Here is a 19788-nt window from a genome sequence, read left to right as displayed (position 1 = left end):
ACTCGTACGGTTGCTCATGGGTGGAACGTTGACTATTCGGCACAGTCTCAAGGGACTTGTTAGTACTGCTTCGGCGTGGAACACAGGGTCTGGAGAGGCTGGGTCGGGCACGCTGTTGGGTGTCTGAGGGTACGAGCGTGAGCTTGTTGCCTTCGGTCCGGCCCCGGTAAAGGTCTGCTTCGGCGGGTTGTGACGGGTGGCTGGTCGTTGTTTGAGAACTGCACAGTGGACGCGAGCATCTGTGGCCAAGTTTTTAAGGGCGCACGGTGGATGCCTTGGCACCAGGAACCGATGAAGGACGTGGGAGGCCACGATAGGCCCCGGGGAGCTGTCAACCAAGCTGTGATCCGGGGGTGTCCGAATGGGGAAACCCGGCAGTCGTCATGGGCTGTCACCCGCTGCTGAACACATAGGCAGTGTGGAGGGAACGCGGGGAAGTGAAACATCTCAGTACCCGCAGGAAGAGAAAACAACCGTGATTCCGGGAGTAGTGGCGAGCGAAACCGGATGAGGCCAAACCGTTTGTGTGTGATACCCGGCAGGGGTTGCGCAGGCGGGGTTGTGGGATCTCTCTTTCATAGTCTGCCGGCTGTGAGACGAGTCAGAAACCGTAGTGATAGGCGAAGGACATGCGAAAGGTCCGGCGTAGAGGGTAAGACCCCCGTAGCTGAAATCATTGCGGCTCGTTTGAGAGACACCCAAGTAGCACGGGGCCCGAGAAATCCCGTGTGAATCTGGCGGGACCACCCGCTAAGCCTAAATATTCCCTGGTGACCGATAGCGGATAGTACCGTGAGGGAATGGTGAAAAGTACCGCGGGAGCGGAGTGAAATAGTACCTGAAACCGTGTGCCTACAAGCCGTGGGAGCGTCGCATGGCAGGCTTGCCTGTCATGTCGTGACTGCGTGCCTTTTGAAGAATGAGCCTGCGAGTTTGCGGTGTGTTGCGAGGTTAACCCGTGTGGGGAAGCCGTAGCGAAAGCGAGTCCGAATAGGGCGATTGAGTAGCGCGCCCAAGACCCGAAGCGGAGTGATCTAGCCATGGGCAGGTTGAAGCGGAGGTAAGACTTCGTGGAGGACCGAACCCACCAGGGTTGAAAACCTGGGGGATGACCTGTGGTTAGGGGTGAAAGGCCAATCAAACTCCGTGATAGCTGGTTCTCCCCGAAATGCATTTAGGTGCAGCGTCGTGTGTTTCTTGCCGGAGGTAGAGCACTGGATAGGCGATGGGCCCTACCGGGTTACTGACCTTAGCCAAACTCCGAATGCCGGTAAGTGAGAGCGCGGCAGTGAGACTGTGGGGGATAAGCTCCATGGTCGAGAGGGAAACAGCCCAGAGCATCGACTAAGGCCCCTAAGCGTACGCTAAGTGGGAAAGGATGTGGAGTCGCAGAGACAACCAGGAGGTTGGCTTAGAAGCAGCCACCCTTGAAAGAGTGCGTAATAGCTCACTGGTCAAGTGATTCCGCGCCGACAATGTAGCGGGGCTCAAGCGTACCGCCGAAGTCGTGTCATTGCAGCATGAGGGCCAACGCCCGCTGTGATGGGTAGGGGAGCGTCGTGTGCCGGGTGAAGCAGCCGCGGAAGCGAGTTGTGGACGGTTCACGAGTGAGAATGCAGGCATGAGTAGCGATACACACGTGGGAAACGTGTGCGCCGATTGACTAAGGGTTCCTGGGTCAAGCTGATCTGCCCAGGGTAAGTCGGGACCTAAGGCGAGGCCGACAGGCGTAGTCGATGGACAACCGGTTGATATTCCGGTACCCGCTTTGAAACGCCCAATATCGAATCAGGCGATGCTAAGTCCGTGAAGCCGTTCCGGACCCTTCGGGGAATGGAAAGTGGTGGAGCCGACGATCCAGACTTGTAGTAGGTAAGCGATGGGGTGACGCAGGAAGGTAGTCCAGCCCGGGCGGTGGTTGTCCCGGGGTAAGGGTGTAGGCCGTGTGGTAGGTAAATCCGTCACACGTTAAGGCTGAGACCTGATGCCGAGCCGATTGTGGTGAAGTGGATGATCCTATGCTGTCGAGAAAAGCCTCTAGCGAGTTTCATGGCGGCCCGTACCCTAAACCGACTCAGGTGGTCAGGTAGAGAATACCGAGGCGTTCGGGTGAACTATGGTTAAGGAACTCGGCAAAATGCCCCCGTAACTTCGGGAGAAGGGGGGCCATGTCCGGTGATGGGTCTTGCACTCTGAGCTGGGTGTGGCCGCAGAGACCAGCGAGAAGCGACTGTTTACTAAAAACACAGGTCCGTGCGAAGCCGTAAGGCGATGTATACGGACTGACGCCTGCCCGGTGCTGGAACGTTAAGGGGACCGGTTAGCTCTGTTTCGACAGGGCGAAGCTGAGAACTTAAGCGCCAGTAAACGGCGGTGGTAACTATAACCATCCTAAGGTAGCGAAATTCCTTGTCGGGTAAGTTCCGACCTGCACGAATGGCGTAACGACTTCTCGACTGTCTCAACCATAGGCCCGGTGAAATTGCACTACGAGTAAAGATGCTCGTTTCGCGCAGCAGGACGGAAAGACCCCGGGACCTTTACTATAGCTTGATATTGGTGTTCGGTTCGGCTTGTGTAGGATAGGTGGGAGACTGTGAAGCATGCACGCCAGTGTGTGTGGAGTCGTCGTTGAAATACCACTCTGGTCGTGCTGGATGTCTAACCTGGGTCCGTGATCCGGATCAGGGACAGTGTCTGGTGGGTAGTTTAACTGGGGCGGTTGCCTCCTAAAGGGTAACGGAGGCGCCCAAAGGTTCCCTCAGCCTGGTTGGCAATCAGGTGTTGAGTGTAAGTGCACAAGGGAGCTTGACTGTGAGACCGACGGGTCGAGCAGGGACGAAAGTCGGGACTAGTGATCCGGCGGTGGCTTGTGGAAGCGCCGTCGCTCAACGGATAAAAGGTACCCCGGGGATAACAGGCTGATCTTCCCCAAGAGTCCATATCGACGGGATGGTTTGGCACCTCGATGTCGGCTCGTCGCATCCTGGGGCTGGAGTCGGTCCCAAGGGTTGGGCTGTTCGCCCATTAAAGCGGTACGCGAGCTGGGTTTAGAACGTCGTGAGACAGTTCGGTCCCTATCCGCTGTGCGCGTAGGAGTCTTGAGAAGGGCTGTCCCTAGTACGAGAGGACCGGGACGGACGAACCTCTGGTGTGCCAGTTGTTCTGCCAAGGGCATGGCTGGTTGGCTACGTTCGGGAGGGATAACCGCTGAAAGCATCTAAGCGGGAAGCCTGCTTCGAGATGAGGACTCCCACCCACTTGATGGGGTAAGGCTCCCAGTAGACGACTGGGTTGATAGGCCAGGTGTGGAAGACCGGTAACGGTTGGAGCTGACTGGTACTAATAGGCCGAGGGCTTGTCCTCAGTTGCTCGCGTCCACTGTGTTGGTTCTGAAACCACGAACAACCAAAGTGCCGGTTGTTTGAAATTGTTTCATAGTGTTTCGGTGGTCATAGCGTTAGGGAAACGCCCGGTTACATTCCGAACCCGGAAGCTAAGCCTTTCAGCGCCGATGGTACTGCATGGGGGACCGTGTGGGAGAGTAGGACGCCGCCGAACTAAATTTGATAAAGCCGTAGGCCCCGGATCGATGACAAATCGATCCGGGGCCTACGGCTTTTTTGCGTTCGCGGAACCTTTCCCCGATCACGCCATCCGTGCCCATTCCTCCCGCCGTACCGCCCCCACCAGCGGCTCGCCCCGCGCCAGCCGCCCCACTTCGTCCACCGCGAACGCTCCCAGCCGCCGGACCTCGTTCCCCTGGCAGCCGGCGATATGCGGTGTGAGGAAGACGTTCGGAAGGGAGAACAACGGGTGCCCGGCGGGCAGTGGTTCCGGGTCCGTCACGTCGAGGAAGGCGTCCAGCCGGCCCGCGGCACACTCCCGTACCAGCGCGGCCGTGTCGATGAGCGCGCCGCGCGCGGTGTTCACCACGGTGGCACCGTCCGGCAGCAGGGCGAGGCGTTCGGCGTTCAGCAGCCGCCGCGTCTCCGGGAGTTCGGGGGCGTGAAGCGTGACGATCGAACTGGTTGCACACAGGGTGTGGATATCGACGGACTCGACGCCCAGCCGCTTCGCGTCCGCGGCGGAGACGTAAGGGTCGTACAGCAGAATCCGGTAACCGGCCTCCGAACCGCGCAGCCGGGACAGGACGCGCCGGCCGATCCGGGACGCACCCACGACCCCCACTGTCCGGCCGTCCGCACCCTCCCGGGCCCCGAACGCCGGCCACCGCCCCGCGTGGTAACCCGCCGCGGCACCGAGGGCTCTTTTCGCGGCCAAAGTGATCTGGGCGTAGGCGAATTCGGCGACCGGGCCGGCGTTGACGTCGGCGGCCGAGGAGACGGCGAGCCCCCGCTCCCACACCGCGGGGGTGACGATCGTCCTCACCGAGCCCCCCGTGTGCACCAGCGCCCGCAAACGGGGTGCCGCCGCGAGGGTCTCCTCGTCCAGGACGAGGGATGTGCCCCAGCCGGTGACGACGACGTCCGCGTCCGCCAAGGAACCGGCCGGCGTCGCCCAGGCCATGAGCCGCGCCAGCAGCTCCGGAGGGAGTATGGCGGCTTCCTGCCGCCGGCCCATCGCCACCCATACGCGCAGTTCCGTCGCCACCGTCACCTAGCGCGCTTTGCCCTTCCCTCCTGTGGGGGAAACGTCCCCCGTTGTTCCCGAGGGTGAGAACCCGTCACCATCTTCGGGTGCACTTCACCCTTTCCAGTCGTTTCGACGGCTTCCGTTCCCGTCCCGCCGCCGTGGATCTGCTGGTCGCGCTGGTGGTCCAGGCCGCGGTGACCATTCCGTTCGCCGTGCCGCGCGCGCCGGGCGCGGCGGCGGCCGGCTGGGGTGCGTACGGGATGACGACGCTGACGGTGGTGCCGCTGCTGTGGCGCTCGCGGGCGCCGCTGGCCGTCCTTCTGCTGGTCGTGGCGGCGGTGGCCGCCCACGAGCCGTTCGGCGGGCCGGGGCAGCCCCTGCCGTACAGCCCGCTGGTGGCGGTGTTCACGGTGGCCGCGGCCGGTGGTGTGCGGCAGCGGCGGGCCGTGCTCGGACTGGGGATGCCGCTGGTCGTGGCCGGCAACATGGTGCATTCCGATTCCGTGCGCGAGCACCTCTTCAACCTCTTCGTCTTCGGTATGGCCTACGCCCTGGGGTCCCTCGCCCGGACCCGGCAGGCGTACACGGCGGCGGTCGAGGCGCGCGCCGCCGAGCTGGAACGCTCCCGGCAGGCCGAGATCGAGCGGGCGGCCGAGCGGGAACGGGCCAGAATCGCGCGCGAAATGCACGACATCCTGTCGCACGCGGTCAGTTTGATGATCGTTCAGGCGGAGGCCGGACCGTTGGCGGTGCGTTCCGACCCCGACCGGGCCGTACGGGCCTTCGACGCCATCTCCGGAGCCGGGCGGGACGCGATGCACCAACTGCGGCGGATGCTCGGCCTGCTGGAGGAGCGCGGGGAGGGCGGCGGCCCACGGCGGTCCGCGGACGGCGAGCGGGCCGGCCGTGTGCCCCAGCCCACGCTGGACCGGCTCGGTGAGCTGGTCGACGACGTCCGGGGCACCGGCCTCGACGTCGCCTTGGAGGTCGAGGGCGAGCCCGTGCCCCTCGCGGCCGACACGCAGGCCACCGTCTACCGGGTGGTGCAGGAGGCGTTGACGAACGTCCTCCGGCACGCCGACGCCCGTACGGCGACCGTCCGGCTCGCCTGGGAGCACGAGCTGTTGACGGTGTCCGTGGTGGACGACGGCCCCGGCACCGGCCCGTTCGGCTTGTCGGGCACCTCGCCCACGAGCGGCGGGCGCGGGCTGATCGGCATCCGGGAGCGGGCCGCGGCGCACGGCGGGGCCGTCGTCGCCGGGCCGGTCCCCGGCGGGCGGGGCTTCCGCGTTGCCGTCGACCTCCCGATCGTGATCTGCTCGCCCGCGGAGGTGGGTACGTGACGATCCGCGTCGTGGTGGCCGACGACCAGGAACTGGTGCGCGGCGGCTTCGCGATGATTCTTTCCGCGCAGCCCGACATGGAGGTGGTCGCGGAGGCGGGCGACGGCGCGGCGGCCGTCGCCGCGGTGCGTGCCCACGCGCCGGACGTCGTGCTGCTCGACGTCCGGATGCCCCGCATGGACGGGATCGAGGCGGCCCGCGTCGTCTGCGCCGAGTCGTCCGCCAAGGCGGTCATGCTCACCACCTTCGACCAGGACGACTACGTGTACGACGCGTTGCACGCCGGCGCCAGCGGCTTCCTCCTCAAGGACGTCCGGCGCGACGATCTCGTGCACGCGGTGCGGGTGGTCGTCGCCGGGGACGCGCTGCTCGCGCCGTCCGTCGCGCGGCGTCTCGTCGCGGACTTCACCCGGCGCGGGCCGGGCGTCCCGGAGGACGCCGGGCGGCTGGACGTCCTGACGGCGCGCGAGCGCGAGACGCTCCTGCTGCTCGGGCGGGGGCTGTCGAACCCGGAGATCGCGGCCCGCCTGGTGGTCAGCGAGCACACGGTGAAGACGCATGTGAGCAACGTTCTGGCGAAGCTGGGGCTGCGGGACCGTGTCCAGGCGGTCATCTGCGCGTACGAGACGGGGCTCATCGCGCCCGGAGAGCCTGGAGAGCTCGGAGCGCCCGGAGCGGAGTGAGCGGCTGACGGGGGGGCGCACGAGAGCCCGTCGGCCCTCCCCCGTGTGAGGGATGCCGGTGGCTACCGGATCGCCGGTGTCGGCGATGTGCGCGGCACACGGTCGGCGCCAGCATGGAGGCCGAGCCGCCGCCCGATCCGGAGAGCCACCGTGACCCTGCCCGCCACCGGCACCGCCCCCGCCACCGGCACCGCCGTCGTCCGCCTCGTCGGGGCGCGCAAGACGTACGGCTCCGGGGAGAACGCGGTCACCGCCCTCGCCGGGGTCGACCTGGCCTTCCCGGCGGGGAGCTTCACCGCCGTCATGGGTCCTTCGGGATCGGGCAAGTCGACGTTGTTGCAGTGTGCGGCCGGGCTCGACCGGGTGGACGGCGGTCGGGTGGAGCTCGCGGGGGCCGACCCGGCGGCGCTGACCGAGACGGAGCTGACCGTGCTGCGGCGCTCCCGCGTGGGCTTCGTCTTCCAGCACTTCAACCTGCTGCCGTCGCTGACGGCCCGGCAGAACGTCGAACTCCCGCTCCGGCTCGACGGGCTGCGGCCCGACGCGGCACGGGTGGACCGGGCGCTGGACGAGGTGGGGCTGCGAGACCGGGCGGGGCACCTGCCCGGGGAGCTCTCCGGCGGCCAGCAGCAGCGGGTGGCCATCGCCCGCGCCCTGGTGGCCCGTCCCGACGTGCTGTTCGCCGACGAGCCGACCGGCGCCCTCGACACCACCGCCTCCCGCGGGGTGCTGGCCCTGCTGCGCCGGGCCGTGGACGGGCACGGGCGGACGGTCGTCATGGTCACCCACGATCCGGTGGCCGCGGCCGGTGCCGACCGCGTGGTGTTCCTGGCGGACGGCGCGGTCGCCGGCGAGCTGGACCGGCCGACGGCCGCGGGCGTCGCCGCCCGGATGGCGGGGCTGGAGGCGGTCGCGTGCTGAGTCTCGCACTGGCGACGGTGCGGACCCGGTGGGCGGGTTTCGCCGGAGCGTTCCTCGCCCTCGTCCTCGGTACCGCGGTGATCGCGATGATGGCGCTCACGCTCGGGGCCACCTTCGGCACCCCGCACCCCGGCCCGCAGCGCTTCGCCGCCGCCCCGGCCGTCGTCGTACCGGCCGATCCGCGGGGCGACCGCGCGCGGCCCCCGGCGTCCCTTCCGGACCGGACGGTCGCCGCGGTGGCCGCGACGGGCCGGGTGACGGCCGACCGCAGTTTCCCGGTCACCGTGTCGAGCGGTGCGCCGGGCGGTCCGTCGTCCGGGGGCCGGAGTGTGGTCGGCCACGGCTGGTCGGCGGCCGGTCTCGGCCGGTACCGGCTCGTCGCTGGCCGGGCGCCCGGCGGGGACGGCGAGGTGGTGCTCGGCGGGGGCGCGGCGGAGCTCGTGGGCCGCGCCCTGGCGGTCGGCACGGCGGACGGGGTGCGGCGGTACACGGTGGTGGGGGTGACGGCGCCGGTCTGGTTCGAGGACGCGGTCTTCTTCGGCGACCGGACGGCGGCCCGGCTGTCGCCGCCGGTCAACGCCCTGGTGGCCTACGCGCCCCCGGACCGGGTGCGGGCGGCGGCGGGCCCGGGGGCCCTCGTCCGTACCGGGGACGGGCGCGTCGTCGCCGATCCCGATCCGTCCGGTGGCGCCGCCGCCCTGTCCAACGCCCAGGCGATGGCGGGGACGACGATGGTGATCGCCGCTTCCGTGGCGATGTTCATCGTGATCGCCACCTTCGCCTTCGCCGTGGAGCAGCGGCGGCGTGAACTCGCCCTGTTGCGGCTGATCGGCGCGACGCCCCGGCAGGTCCGGCGGACCGTGCTGGCGGAGGCGGCGGTCGTGGGGGCCGTGGCGTCCGCGGTCGGATGCGTCCTCGGGGCCGGTGCGACGGGCGTGCTGGAGACGTGGATGACCGGCCACGGGGTGGCGCCGCGCTGGTTCTCCATCGGCCTCGAACCCGTGGCACCGGCCTGCGCGTTCCTCGCGGGGACCGGCTCCGCGCTGCTCGGTGCCGCGTCGGCCGCCCTGCGGGCGGCGCGGGTGCGCCCGGCGGAGGCGATGCGGGACGCCGCCGTGGGCCGGCGGTCCCTGACGCCCGTGCGGGTGGTGCTCGGCGTCGGGATGCTGGCCGGTGCGGTCGTCGCGGGATGGGTGATCGCGCGGCAGGCGCCGGAGACGGCCGTGAACCCGCGCAAGTACGGGTCGGTGCCGCTGCTGTTCACCGGCGGGTGGGCGCTGCTGGCGCCGCTCGTCCTGCCGGCCGCCGTGCGGCTGGCGACCCGGCCGTGGACGCGGCGCGGGGCCGGAGCGCTGTTGGTGCGCCAGAACATGCTGAACTCCCGGCGGCGCGCGGCCGCCACCATGGTGCCGGCGGTGATCGCGGTCGGCCTGGTCGCCACCATGCTCTGCGTCCAGGCCAACGGCGACCGCGCCCGGCTGGCGCAGGCGCGCGAGGAGACCCGGGCCGACCGGGTGGTCGTCCCGGCGGCGGCCGGCGGACGGCTGGACCGTCCGACGCTGGAGGCGCTCCGGGCCGTCCCCGGGGTGGCCGCCACGTCCGTCACTCCGGTGCGCGCCTACATCGGGAAGCGCTCCGGTCCCGTTCTCGACTCCCTCAGCGCGCAGGCCGTGGCGCCGGGCGCGCTCGGTGGCGTGCTCCGGCCGCGGGTGGTGGAGGGCTCGTTGGACGGGCTCGGGGACGACGCGGTCGTCATCGACCGGCGGACGGCCCGGAGCAACGGTCTCGCGCTCGGGGAGCGCGTCGTCGTCCGGCTGCCGGACGGGGTGCCGCACGAGCTGCGGATCGCGGCCGTCGTGCGGACGGGCCTCTCGGGGGACACCACCTATGTGTCGTCCGCCCTCCTCCCGGCGGGAGACAGGGCGGGGATCACCCCGGACCGGGTCCTGCTGATGTACCGGCCGGGCACGGACCGGGCTGCCGTGGCGGACCGTCTGGCGGCGGCGCTGCGGGGGCGTCCGGCCCGGACGGCGACGGTCGGCGACTGGTTCACGGCCATGGAGGCGGGCCTGAGGGAGAAGGCGGACACCGCGGCCACGGTGGTGCTGGGGGTCTCGGTGGGGTACGCGCTGATCTCGGTGGCCAACACGCTCGTCATGGCGTCGGCCGGGCGGCGGCGGGAGTTCGCCGCGCTCGGCCTGACCGGCGCCACGCGCGCCCAGGTGCTGCGCATGGCCGGGGGCGAGGCCCTGCTGGCCGTGGGCGTGGGCGGGATCGTCGCGGCGGGGGCGGGGGCGGCCGTCCTGGCCGTGCAGCGGCTGTCGCTGGACCGGATCGCGGACGGGTACGGGCCGGCCGTGCCCTGGGGGCCCGTGGGGATGACGGCGGTGGTGTGCGCGGTGGTGGCGACGGGCGCGGCGGTGCTGCCGGTGGCGCTTCCGGCGGCTCGGGCGGTGGTGCGATCGGTGGTGTGGTCGGTGCTGTCTTCGGTGCTGCGGGTGGGGCGGGGACGCGGCGGGGCGTCGGTGTGACGGACGGATCCGGCCGTGAGCCGGTGCGTGAGTGATCGGCGGCGCGTTCAGCCCGTCAGCGTGCGGCGGGGCCAGCGGGTGCGGGCCTGTTCCTCGGAGCGCATCAGGGCCAGGGTGGGCATGCCGAGGTCGGCGCCGTCCTCCAGGAGGTCCGGGAGGGCGGGCAGTGGAGCGACGGCCGCCACGTCGTCCAGGACCAGGGTGAGTGGTGGGTCGAGCCGACCGGAAGGTGACCGTTCGGCCACGCCCCGGCCGCGCTCGACCACGTTCGCGGTGAGTGCGGTCAGCAAGGGCATCGCACCCGGGCGGGTGCGGGGATCCTCAATCGCCTCACCCACCACGTAGAGCGTTCCCATCTCCGCGGCGAATGATTCCAGCGCGAGCACATCCGACCGATTTGGATTGCACGCGTCGCGGATGTGGACCGAAGACAGCGCATTGAGGGCGCGGGCCGTCAACTCCTGTGCCATGTCTCTTCGTTCCGGGTGGCCGGTCAGCGCGGACTCCAGTTCGCCCGCCGCGCCGGCCGCCGCCTTGGGGCTGGTGCGGAGGATCCGTACGGGCTCGTGGGCCGAGGTGCCCTGGGCCCAGCGGTGCACCTGCCGGAACGGGCGGCCGTCCACGGCCGCCGCGTGCAGCCAGCAGCCCAGCAGCGTCTCCGCCGTCTCGGCGGTCAGCGAGTCCAGGGCGCTCAACGGGCGGACGGGCGCGAGGAGCGCGTTCGCGCGGGCGGCGGCCGTGGTGCGCGACTCGCAGCCGGCGGACGGGTTCCAGCGGAGCCGGTCGGGGGTGTCGAGAAGGTGCCCGGGGTCGAAGACGCGGACCGGGCCGAGCTTCGCGCGGGAGTCCTTCGTCTCCGCCCACAGTTCGGGGTCGCTGGTGGTGACCAGCACCGGCCCGGCGGCCTCCAGGATCGCCCGGGCCGCCGCGGAGCGCCGGTCGGTGCCGTAGACGAGGCGTGGGGGTGTGGCGGGCGGGCGGGGTGAAGGGACGTGCGGGGGGCGGTCGTTCGTGGGGGTGGCCGGCTCCGGCGGGGGCGGCTCCGCCGCCGGAGCCTGCTGTGCTGTCGTCGGCCGGGGCTCCGGCGGTGTGGGTGCCTCGGTCTCGACGGCCGTGGGTGCGGGCGGTGCCAGTGGTACGGCCGTGGGGGCACCCGCCGCGTCCGCCCCCGCCGCGAGCGCCTCCTCCGCGAGCCCTGGGCCGCCGCCCACCGTCCGTACCGCCGCGTCCCGCCGGGCCCGTCGGACGCGGCGCCAGCGGGCCAGCGTGCCGAGCGCGAACACCAGCAGCACCACGGCCACCAGCGCCTCGCTGATCACGATGCCCCAGAACAGCCCGTACCCCGACAGTTCGTCCGGCGGGGTGTCCGGCCAGGCGGCCGACAGGTCGCGCGGGTCGGACATCAGGTGCCGCAGGGCCAGGGGCGTGCGGGTGAGGGTGACGGCCTCGGGCCAGCCGCCGTGCGCGAAGAAGCCCGCCAGGCCCGTCGCCGACCACAGCAGCACCGTTATCCCCAGCAGGAAGGCGAAGGCGCCGACCAGCAGGCCGTCCGGTACCCCGCCGGTGCCCCGCTCGCCCGGGGGCCGCGAACCCTGCGCCACGGTCAGGCCACCGTCGACCGGGGCGTCGTGCCGTACACCTCGTCCGGGTCGGGATACCGTTCGCGCGCCGCGGTCGCGCGGTCCGCCGCCGTCCGTTCGGGGGCCGGGCCGCGGTCGAGGACGCCGTCCTCGGTCATGGCGCGGTCGGTGTAGACGAGCGGGCGTTCGGCGTCCGTGATCAGGTGTTTGACGACCTGGACGTTGCCGTTGACGTCCCAGACGGCGATGCCGGGGGTGAGCGTCGGGATGATCTCGACGGCCCAGCGGGGGAGGCCGAGGACCCGGCCGGTGGCGCGGGCCTCGTCCGCCTTCTGCGCGTAGATCGTGCGGGTGGAGGCCATCTTGAGGATGGCCGCGGCTTCCTTGGCCGCCGCGCCGTCGACGACGTCGGAGAGGTGGTGCACCACGGCGACGAACGACAGTCCGAGCCGGCGGCCGAACTTCAGCAGCCGCTGGAAGAGCTGGGCGACGAAGGGGGAGTTGATGATGTGCCAGGCTTCCTCGACGAGGAAGATGCGCTTCTTGCGGTCGGGCCGGATCCAGGTGTGTTCGAGCCAGACACCGACGATCGCCATGAGGATGGGCATGGCGATGGAGTTGCGGTCGATGTGGGAGAGGTCGAAGACGATCAGCGGGGCGTCGAGGTCGATGCCGGCGGTCGTCGGTCCGTCGAACATGCCGCGCAGGTCGCCGTCGACCAGGCGGTCGAGGACGAGCGCGACGTCCAGGCCCCAGGCGCGAACGTCGTCTATGTCGACGTTCATGGACTCCGCCGACTCGGCCTCGGGGTGCCGGAGTTGTTCGACGATGTCCGTCAGTACCGGTTGCCGGTCGGTCACCGATTCATTGACGTAGGCGTGGGCGACCTTGAGCGCGAAACCGGAACGTTCGTCGAGGCCGCGGCCCATGGCCACCTCGATGATCGTGCGCAGCAGGGCGAGCTGGCCGGTGGTGGTGATGGACGGGTCGAGCGGGTTGAGCCGGATGCCGCCGTCGAGGGCGGCCATGGGGTCGAGCCGGATCGGGGTTATGCCGAGCTGCTGGGCGATGAGGTTCCACTCGCCGACGCCGTCCTCGCCCTGCGCGTCGAGGACGACGACCTGCCGGTCGCGGAAGCGGAGCTGCCGCAGGACGTACGTCTTCTCCAGCGCCGACTTGCCGTTGCCGGACTCGCCGAGGACCAGCCAGTGCGGCGCGGGCAGTTGCTGGCCGTACAGCTGGAACGGGTCGTAGATGTAGCCCTTGCCGGAGTACACCTCGCGCCCGATGATCACGCCCGAGTCGCCCAGGCCGGGCGCCGCGGTGGGCAGGTAGACGGCCTGCGCCTGCCCGGTGGAGGTGCGGACGGGCAGGCGGGTCGTCTCCACCTTCCCGAAGAGGAAGCTGGTGAAGGCGTTGGAGATGGCGGAGAGCGGATCGAGCACGGCGGTCGCCCCTAGGTCTAGCGTCGTCTGCGGCGTCTGGCGTTCATGGGCCGGTCGTGCCGGTGGTGCGGGTAGTGCTGGTGGTGGTGCCGGTTCTGCCGGCCTTGCCGGTCTTACCGGTTCTTCCGGGCATGTCGGTCATCGTCGGATGCCGGTCGCGAACGGCAGCGTGTTGACGAAGGCCCGGTGGTGCTCGCGGTCGCACCACTCCAGCTTGAGGTAGCTCTTGCCGGCCGACGCTCTTATGGTCCGCTTGTCGCGGGCCAGTTCCTCGGGGGAGCGGGACGAGACGGTGATGTAGCCGACGAGGTTGACGCCGGCGGCGCCGCTGGCCAGGTCCTCGCCGCGCTGGTCGACGCGGGAGTGGTGGGCGACGTCGCGCGGGTCGACGACGCGGTTCATCTTGGCGGCGCGGGAGGCGTCGGCGTCGTCGTTGGTCTTCTCGGTCAGCATCCGCTCGATGGCGACGTCCGTGGGCTCCAGGTCCATGCAGACGGCGACGGTGCGGATGACGTCCGGGGTGTGGACGAGCAGCGGGGCGAGGAAGTTGACGCCCACCGGGGTCATCGGCCACTCCTTGATCCACGCGGTGGCGTGGCACCACGGCTCGCGCGTCGACGACTCGCGGGTCTTCGCCTGGAGGTACGTCGGCTGCAGGGCGTCGAGTTCGGCGGGCCAGGCGTTGCGCTGGGTCATGGCCTGGATGTGGTCGATGGGGTGGTCGGGGTCGTACATGGAGTGCACGAGGGACGACAGCCGGCTCTGGCCGAGCGGCTGCCGGACGCGGATATCGGCCTCGGCGAGCCGGGCGCAGATGTCCGTCAGCTCGCGGGCCATGACGACGGCGAGACCGCCGTCCCGGTCGAGCTTCCGCCTGCCGCCGCCGTGCCGGGAGGCGCGGGCGATGGCCTGGGCCTCGGCGGAGAGGTCGCGGGTGTAGTGCATGCAGGCGACGAGGTAGGCGCGGTGCTGCTCGGAGGAGGTCGAGACCATCGACTGGAGCTGGTCGTAGGACTCCTTGAGCCACTCCGGCGACCTGTCGTCGCCGCGCCGCTCGACGTCCTTGGCGTGCGCGTCGGGGTCGGCGGGCAGGGTGCGGGCCAGCATCTGGAGGCGGGTGACGTAGCCGTCCCCGTTGGCGACGTGCTTGAGCAGCGTGCCGAACCGTTCGACCAGGGCCTCCTGGTCCTCCGAGTCGCGCAGGCCCACGCCGGGGCCCTCGATCTCGATCGCGGCGGTGACGGTACGGCGGTCGGCGTGCAGCAGGACGGCGATCTCGTCCGGGCCGAAGGGGGCGGACAGCCAGTTGATCCGGCCGATGCCGGGCGGCGGGCCGACCTCGACCTCACGCCCGTCGAGCCGGGTGCCGGCCTCGACGGCGGCGGAGCGGTAGGTGGTGCCGCGGCGCAGGGCGCGCTTGTAGCTGCGGTTGATTTCAAACCACTTGTAGAAGGTGCGCTGCTTGTAGGGCACGTAGACGGCGGCGAGCGCGAGCGCGGGGAAGCCGGTGAGCGTGAGGATCCGCAGCGGCAGGATGGGCACCAGCAGGCCGCACATCATGCCGAGGAAGGCCCCCGCGATGATCAGTCCGATCTCACCGGTCTCCCGGTTCTTGCCGACGACCGCGTTGGGGCGGGCCCGGCCGATCAGATACGTACGGCGGGCCGCGACCGGCGGGGACTGCGCCTCGATCGTCAACTCCGCTCACCTCCAGAGGTATTGCCGTTGTTCTGTGCCCGCGGTGCTGGGGCGGCCGGGGCCGCGGGGGCGCCGCCGGCCGGTGCTCCGCCGCCCGTGCTCGGGGGGCGGCGGGCGCTGTGGGCGGCGACGCCGCCGGAGAGGGGGTTGGCGGGACGGGCGGGCTGGGTGCCGTCCCCGCCCCCGCCTCCACCGCCGCGGGCGCTGTGGGTGGTGATGCCCTGCTTGACCAGGGTGGCGGGAGAGGAGATCACGGCCGCCGCCTGGCGGGACGCGGCGTCCCTGCTGGCGTTGCGGCTGCTGATGATCTCGTCGCCGAAGCCGGGGACGAAGCGGTAGATCATCGCGCTGGAGAAGATGGCGAGGATGATGATCGCCAGGCCGGACACGACGGCGGACAACTCCTTCGGGCCCTGCCCGGAGGAGAGCGCTCCGGCGAGCGCCAGCACGATCACGATGATCGGCTTCACCAGGATCACCGCGATCATGATGCCCGCCCAGCGGCGGACGTGCCCCCACATGTTCTTGTCGACGAGCCCCGAGTAGACCGCCGTGCCGAGCAGCGCGCCCGCGTAGAGCAGCGCGGCCCTGATCACCAGCTCCAGCCAGAGCACGCCGGCGGCGAGCACGGAGACCAGGGAGACGACGATCAGCATGATCGGACCGCCGCCGATGCCGTTGCCTTGCTTGAGCGCTTGCGAGAACGCGTTGAAGAACTGGTCGTTCTTCGCACCGGTGCCCGAGGCGATGGCCTCCGTCACGGCGTCGGTGGCTTGTACGACGGTGTACAGGATGAGGGGCGTGAAGGCGGAGGCCAGCACCGTCAGCCACAGGAAGCCCACCGCTTCCGTTACCGCCTCCGTGAACGGCACGCCGCGCACGGCGCGCTTGGCGACGGCCAGAAGCCAGAGGACGAGCGTCAGGATCGTCGACGCGGCGAAGACGACGGCGTACTGGCGGAGGAAGGTGCTGTTCGTGAAGTCCACGTTGCTCGTGTTCTTCACGGCTTCCGAGAGCTTCTCGACCGTCCACTGGGCCGCCTCGGCGCAGCCTTTGGCGAGGGCGGCGGCGGGGTCTAGGGCGGTGGCGGTGTCGGGGGGGCTTTTGGCCTTGTCGGGAGTGGACTGGCAGTACTGGCGGGCTGGGCCGACGATCAGGTCGCAGGAGTCCTTCACCGACGAGCTGGGGCTCGGAGTCACGGTCGCGCCCGGCGAAGGCGATGTGCTTCCGCCGGGGGTCGGACGTGCGGTGGTCCCGGGAGTCGGCGTGGGCGTCGGTGCCGCCATGGCACGGCTCGCCAGCAGCACCACGGTTGTTTGGACGCCGGCCAGGACGGCAGCGAGCGTCACGGCACGGCGGGGCCTAACGGGCATAGGTGAACGCTCCGTATTGCTCGACTGCCTTGGAGATCTCGTCCGCCGGCGAGGCGGGCTTGTCCCCGTTGACGGGTGCGGGACCGCTCTTCTGCGAGAAGGAATCGGCCTTCCAGTCACCATCGACCCAGCGCAGGGCGATCGTCATCGTGAACCAGTCATTGGCCACGGGGTTCGTCGAACCGACACCCGCCGTGCCGTATACACCGGTGCACCACACTTCGACGGAAGCGTTGGAGGAGCTGTACTCGGTGACCTTGGTGCCCACGGGCATCGTCCGGGACACGTAGGTCATGCCCTTGGCGGCCTCTCCCTGCTCGTTCAGGCCGAGTTTGCCGAGGAAGTCCTTCGAGTAGGTTCTGTCGAACTTGCTCTGCAGGTCGGAAACCTTGTCACCGGCGAAGACCTTGGGGATGATCTCGTGCCGCCGGTCGGGCTTCACGATGTCCGCCGAGACGAGGGCCACCGCGAAATTCGCCGCCGCCGACTGAGCCCCCTGCTCGTCGTGCGCGAACCCCGACGGAATCCCCCCGCTCTTCCCGTCCACCGGCTTCACCCCCGACGGCGCCGTCGCGCTGCTGCCGCCCTTAGCCGAGTTCCCGTTGTCGCCGTCCGACGACGACTTGTCGCCGCCGCGGTTGGCGAAGGCGATGGCGGCGACGAGGAGGACGACCACCGCGACGATGGTGATGAGGTTCCGGCTGGGGCGTGCCGGGCGGCGTTGGGGGGCGTAAGGGTCGACTTCGCCCTCGGGGAGCCGGGTGCGGGTCAGGTGGTGGTCGTCGGCGTCGTACCCGCCGTAACCCCCGCCGTCGCCGCCGGAGCCCTGACCGCTTCGGTAGCCGTCGTCACCGAGACTCATCGCGTGCCTGCTCCCTCATGCGTCGTCGCGGGCCTGCCGCCATGAGACGACGGTAGCGGTGCGGGCGGTTTCCGGGGGGAGGGCGTGAGGGAGTGAGGGGGCATCAGGAAGCAGCCTTGGGTGGGGGGACCCGCGGGTGAGCGGGTTCGCGCGGGGTGGAGACGCCGTACGGGCGCGCCGGGGTCAGGGGCGCGCCGGGTGTCCGCCGGCCGGGGCGGCCGGGTCCGGCGGACGCCGGATCACACGGCCATGCCGTAGACGATCGTGAACAGCGTGCCGAGCGAGCCGATGATGAACACACCGGTCAGGCCCGCGACGATGAGCCCCTTGCCCTGTTCCGCGCTGAAGGTGTCGCGGAGCGCCGTCGCGCCGATGCGCTGCTTCGCCGCGCCCCAGATCGCGATGGCGAGGCAGAGCAGGATCGATACGGCCATGATGACCTCGATCATTACCCGGGCCTCCCGGCCCAGGCTGCCGAAAGGCCCCCAGTTTGGGGCGATTCCGCCGATAATGGTGTTGATGTCGCCTTTTCCGGCTGCCAAGAACATTCGTAACTCACCGCCCCTAGAGGGTAGTTGTGCCGCCCCTGCCGCACGGCAAAGGTCGGTACCTATCTTCGCTGACGATGCCGCACTTGCATGTCGACTTGGCGGCATTTTTTGATGGAACCCGCATATGCCTGCGCCATCTTCGGCCGGTGCGGCCACCCGGCCCGCCGGCCGTTGTCAGTGGGTAGCTCTATGGTGACTCTGTGTATCACGCATGCCCACGGCGGGCAATGGGCGTGAGGGCAGGGGGTGTACGGATGTTCGGGGAACCGTTGGTGTGGTCGGTAGGCTGTGGGGGCCGCTCTCGCACGCGCCGCAGGGGGCGGTCGCGGGGCCGGTTCATCGCGTTCATCGCACTCATCGCATGGTTCGTGGGGTGCGTCGAGTTCAAGGGTGGTAGGGGTGCTGGTTGCCGAACGCTACCGGCTGGGGGAGCTGCTCGGCCGGGGCGGAATGGGCGAAGTCTGGCGCGGCCAGGACGAGGTGCTGGGCCGTCAGGTCGCGGTCAAGCTGCTCCTTGGCGACGACGGAGACGACTCCGCCGCCCAGCGTTTCCGGCTGGAGGCCCAGACGGCGGCCCGGCTGAATCACCCTCAAGTGGTGTCGGTCTACGACTTCGGGTCCTGGGACGGCCGCTTCTACCTGGTGATGGAGCTGGTGAACGGCCCCAGCCTGGCCCAGCAGCTCGCCGCCCGCGGTCCGCTCTCGCCGGCCGGGGTGGCCGACGTCGCCGCGCAGGCCGCGGCGGGGCTGGCGGCCGCCCACCAGCAGGGGGTCGTCCACCGGGACGTGAAGCCGGGCAACCTCATGCTGGACCGCAGCGGCACGGTGAAGATCGGCGACTTCGGCATCGCCCGCTTCGTCGACGAGACGTCGGCCGGGCTGACCCGGGCCGGCCAGATCGTCGGTACGAGCACCTACCTCGCGCCCGAGCGTGCGCTGGGGCGCGTGGCGGGGCCGGCGTCGGACGTCTACGCGCTGGGGTGCGTTCTCTACCACTTGTTGGTCGGGCAGCCTCCGTTCTGGGCCGAGAGCCCCACCGCGCTCCTCTACCTCCATGTCGACACCCCGCCGACGCCGCCGCGGGAGCACCGGCCCGAGGTCTCGCAGGCCCTGGACGGCTACCTGCTGCGCATGCTCGCCAAGGAGCCGGAGGAGCGGCCCTCGGCGCGGGAGGTGGCCGACTGGTTCGCGAGCGGTGCCTGGCGGAGCGACCGGCAGTCGCCGGTCCAGGCGCAGCCGCCGCTGTCCGCCGGGGTGCCCGTGGGTGCGGCGTCCCCGCCGCCGCCGGTGCCGTCCTCCCCGCCGTACGCGCCCTCGCCGTACGTTCCTCCGGCGGGGGCGCCCGTAGGTCCGCCCGCAGGGCCTCCGCCGGGCATGCCCGGGACCGGCCACGACCCGATGCTCCACCAGGAGAGCGTGACGACGTACGCCCTCCCCGGCTCCCCGGCGACGCGCTCGACCCCCGCCCTGACCGGGCACCGCCGGGCCGACGCCGGCCGGGGCAGGAGCGGGCCCGGAACGCGCGGCGGCAAGGGCCTGCGCAGTCCGAAGGCCGTGGCCGGCGCGGTGGCGGGAGTGGTGGCCTTCGCCGTGGCGGCGGTCATCGGGGCGTCGCTGTTCGCCTCCGACGGCGGCGACGACAACAACGGGGTCCGCCCGGGTGGCGGCCAGACCGGGGAGATGAGCGAGGGCCTGCCGCAGGACGGCGGTGCCGCGGACACGACCCGGCATGTGACACCTGCCGCCACGCCGCCACTGGCACCGCGGGGTGACGGGAGCGATCGGAAGAAGGGGAAGAAGGACCATCACGGCCCGACCCGGCACGACCGCCACGGCAGTGGCGCGGACGAAGGGGACGGCGGAGACGGTGGGGATGAAGGAGACGACGACTGAGGGCGGCGGTGACCGACCCGGCGGTGACTGACAGCGGCGCCGACTGACGGCGGGGGCGACGGCTGACGGCGGGCGTCGCCCGGGTGATCAGACGTCCTCGACGAAGTGGTCGAACTCACCGGCCCGCACGCCGAGAACGAACGCCTCCCACTTGCGTTCCGTGGTGATGACGACCTTCTCCGGAGTGAGGTTCTCGCGGAGGTAGACCTGTCCCTCGCCGTCGAACGCGACCTCCAGGTACGTGGTGTCCGTCGGGTCGTCGGTGGCCGGGATCCAGTTCAGGCCGTCCGGTACGCGCTGCGGCACGATGTC

The 19788-nt window shown here is 70.3% G+C and carries 13 protein-coding genes and 2 rRNA genes; 7 read left to right on the top strand and 8 right to left on the bottom strand.

The genetic code is table 11. From position 1 onward, the window contains the following. Nucleotides 1–243: 243 nt before the first annotated feature. Both K7I03_RS14160 and rrf read left to right on the top strand, forming a co-directional pair. Nucleotides 244–3366, top strand: a 23S ribosomal RNA gene (locus K7I03_RS14160). A gap of 78 nt (nt 3367–3444) precedes the next feature. After that, nucleotides 3445–3561 (top strand): 5S ribosomal RNA (gene rrf, locus K7I03_RS14155). Nucleotides 3562–3648: 87 nt separating this feature from the next. Here the strand turns inward: rrf and K7I03_RS14150 are convergent. Further along, a complete protein-coding gene (locus K7I03_RS14150; protein ID WP_313772141.1) occupies nt 3649–4620 on the bottom strand; it encodes a hydroxyacid dehydrogenase in 972 nt (323 codons plus the stop codon). Nucleotides 4621–4700: 80 nt separating this feature from the next. On the opposite strand from K7I03_RS14150, the gene K7I03_RS14145 reads away from it, so the two are divergent. The 4 genes from K7I03_RS14145 (at nt 4701) to K7I03_RS33820 (ending at nt 10074) form a co-directional block, all read left to right on the top strand. Next, entirely contained in the window at nt 4701–5939 is a 1239-nt protein-coding gene (locus K7I03_RS14145; RefSeq protein WP_224347043.1) for a sensor histidine kinase, read from the top strand. After that, nucleotides 5936–6622 (top strand): response regulator, encoded by a 687-nt coding sequence (locus K7I03_RS14140; protein ID WP_185941638.1) that lies wholly within the window; start codon nt 5936–5938, stop codon nt 6620–6622. Before K7I03_RS14145 ends, K7I03_RS14140 begins: the two co-directional genes overlap by 4 nt. Nucleotides 6623–6772: 150 nt before the next feature. Next, nucleotides 6773–7543: an ABC transporter ATP-binding protein gene (locus K7I03_RS14135; protein WP_224347042.1), complete on the top strand. Its 771-nt coding sequence runs from the start codon at nt 6773–6775 to the stop codon at nt 7541–7543. Beyond that, nucleotides 7537–10074, top strand: coding sequence for an FtsX-like permease family protein (locus K7I03_RS33820; RefSeq protein ID WP_185941637.1), 2538 nt, complete (start codon nt 7537–7539; stop codon nt 10072–10074). Before K7I03_RS14135 ends, K7I03_RS33820 begins: the two co-directional genes overlap by 7 nt. 47 nt (nt 10075–10121) lie before the next feature. Here K7I03_RS33820 and K7I03_RS14125 read toward each other — a convergent pair whose 3' ends face one another. The 6 genes from K7I03_RS14125 to K7I03_RS14100 all read right to left on the bottom strand — a co-directional run bounded on the left by K7I03_RS14125 (nt 10122) and on the right by K7I03_RS14100 (nt 17580). Next, nucleotides 10122–11675: a type VI secretion protein gene (locus tag K7I03_RS14125; protein WP_185941636.1), complete on the bottom strand. Its 1554-nt coding sequence runs from the start codon at nt 11673–11675 to the stop codon at nt 10122–10124. 2 nt (nt 11676–11677) lie between these two features. Next, nucleotides 11678–13099, bottom strand: a complete 1422-nt coding sequence (locus K7I03_RS14120; RefSeq protein ID WP_185941635.1) for an ATP-binding protein — start codon at nt 13097–13099, stop codon at nt 11678–11680. A 138-nt stretch (nt 13100–13237) separates the two neighbouring features. Then, nucleotides 13238–14791: an SCO6880 family protein gene (locus K7I03_RS14115; RefSeq protein ID WP_185941678.1), complete on the bottom strand. Its 1554-nt coding sequence runs from the start codon at nt 14789–14791 to the stop codon at nt 13238–13240. A 2-nt stretch (nt 14792–14793) separates the two neighbouring features. Then, nucleotides 14794–16170 (bottom strand): hypothetical protein, encoded by a 1377-nt coding sequence (locus K7I03_RS14110; RefSeq protein WP_185941634.1) that lies wholly within the window; start codon nt 16168–16170, stop codon nt 14794–14796. Further along, nucleotides 16160–17032 (bottom strand): hypothetical protein, encoded by an 873-nt coding sequence (locus K7I03_RS14105; RefSeq protein ID WP_185941633.1) that lies wholly within the window; start codon nt 17030–17032, stop codon nt 16160–16162. Before K7I03_RS14105 ends, K7I03_RS14110 begins: the two co-directional genes overlap by 11 nt. Before the next feature lie 239 nt (nt 17033–17271). Continuing rightward, nucleotides 17272–17580, bottom strand: coding sequence for a hypothetical protein (locus K7I03_RS14100; protein ID WP_004955155.1), 309 nt, complete (start codon nt 17578–17580; stop codon nt 17272–17274). 402 nt (nt 17581–17982) lie between these two features. On the opposite strand from K7I03_RS14100, the gene K7I03_RS14095 reads away from it, so the two are divergent. Then, entirely contained in the window at nt 17983–19476 is a 1494-nt protein-coding gene (locus K7I03_RS14095) for a serine/threonine-protein kinase (protein WP_185941632.1), read from the top strand. An 87-nt stretch (nt 19477–19563) separates the two neighbouring features. Here K7I03_RS14095 and K7I03_RS14090 read toward each other — a convergent pair whose 3' ends face one another. Continuing rightward, nucleotides 19564–19782 carry a DUF397 domain-containing protein gene (locus K7I03_RS14090; RefSeq protein ID WP_004955360.1) on the bottom strand — a complete coding sequence of 73 codons (219 nt, stop codon included), beginning with the start codon at nt 19780–19782 and terminating at the stop codon, nt 19564–19566. Nucleotides 19783–19788 lie beyond the last annotated feature (6 nt).

This window comes from Streptomyces mobaraensis (assembly GCF_020099395.1).
Classification (GTDB): domain Bacteria; phylum Actinomycetota; class Actinomycetes; order Streptomycetales; family Streptomycetaceae; genus Streptomyces.
Note: the sequence above shows the minus strand (reverse complement) of the source record. Positions and strands in the feature narration are given on the sequence as shown.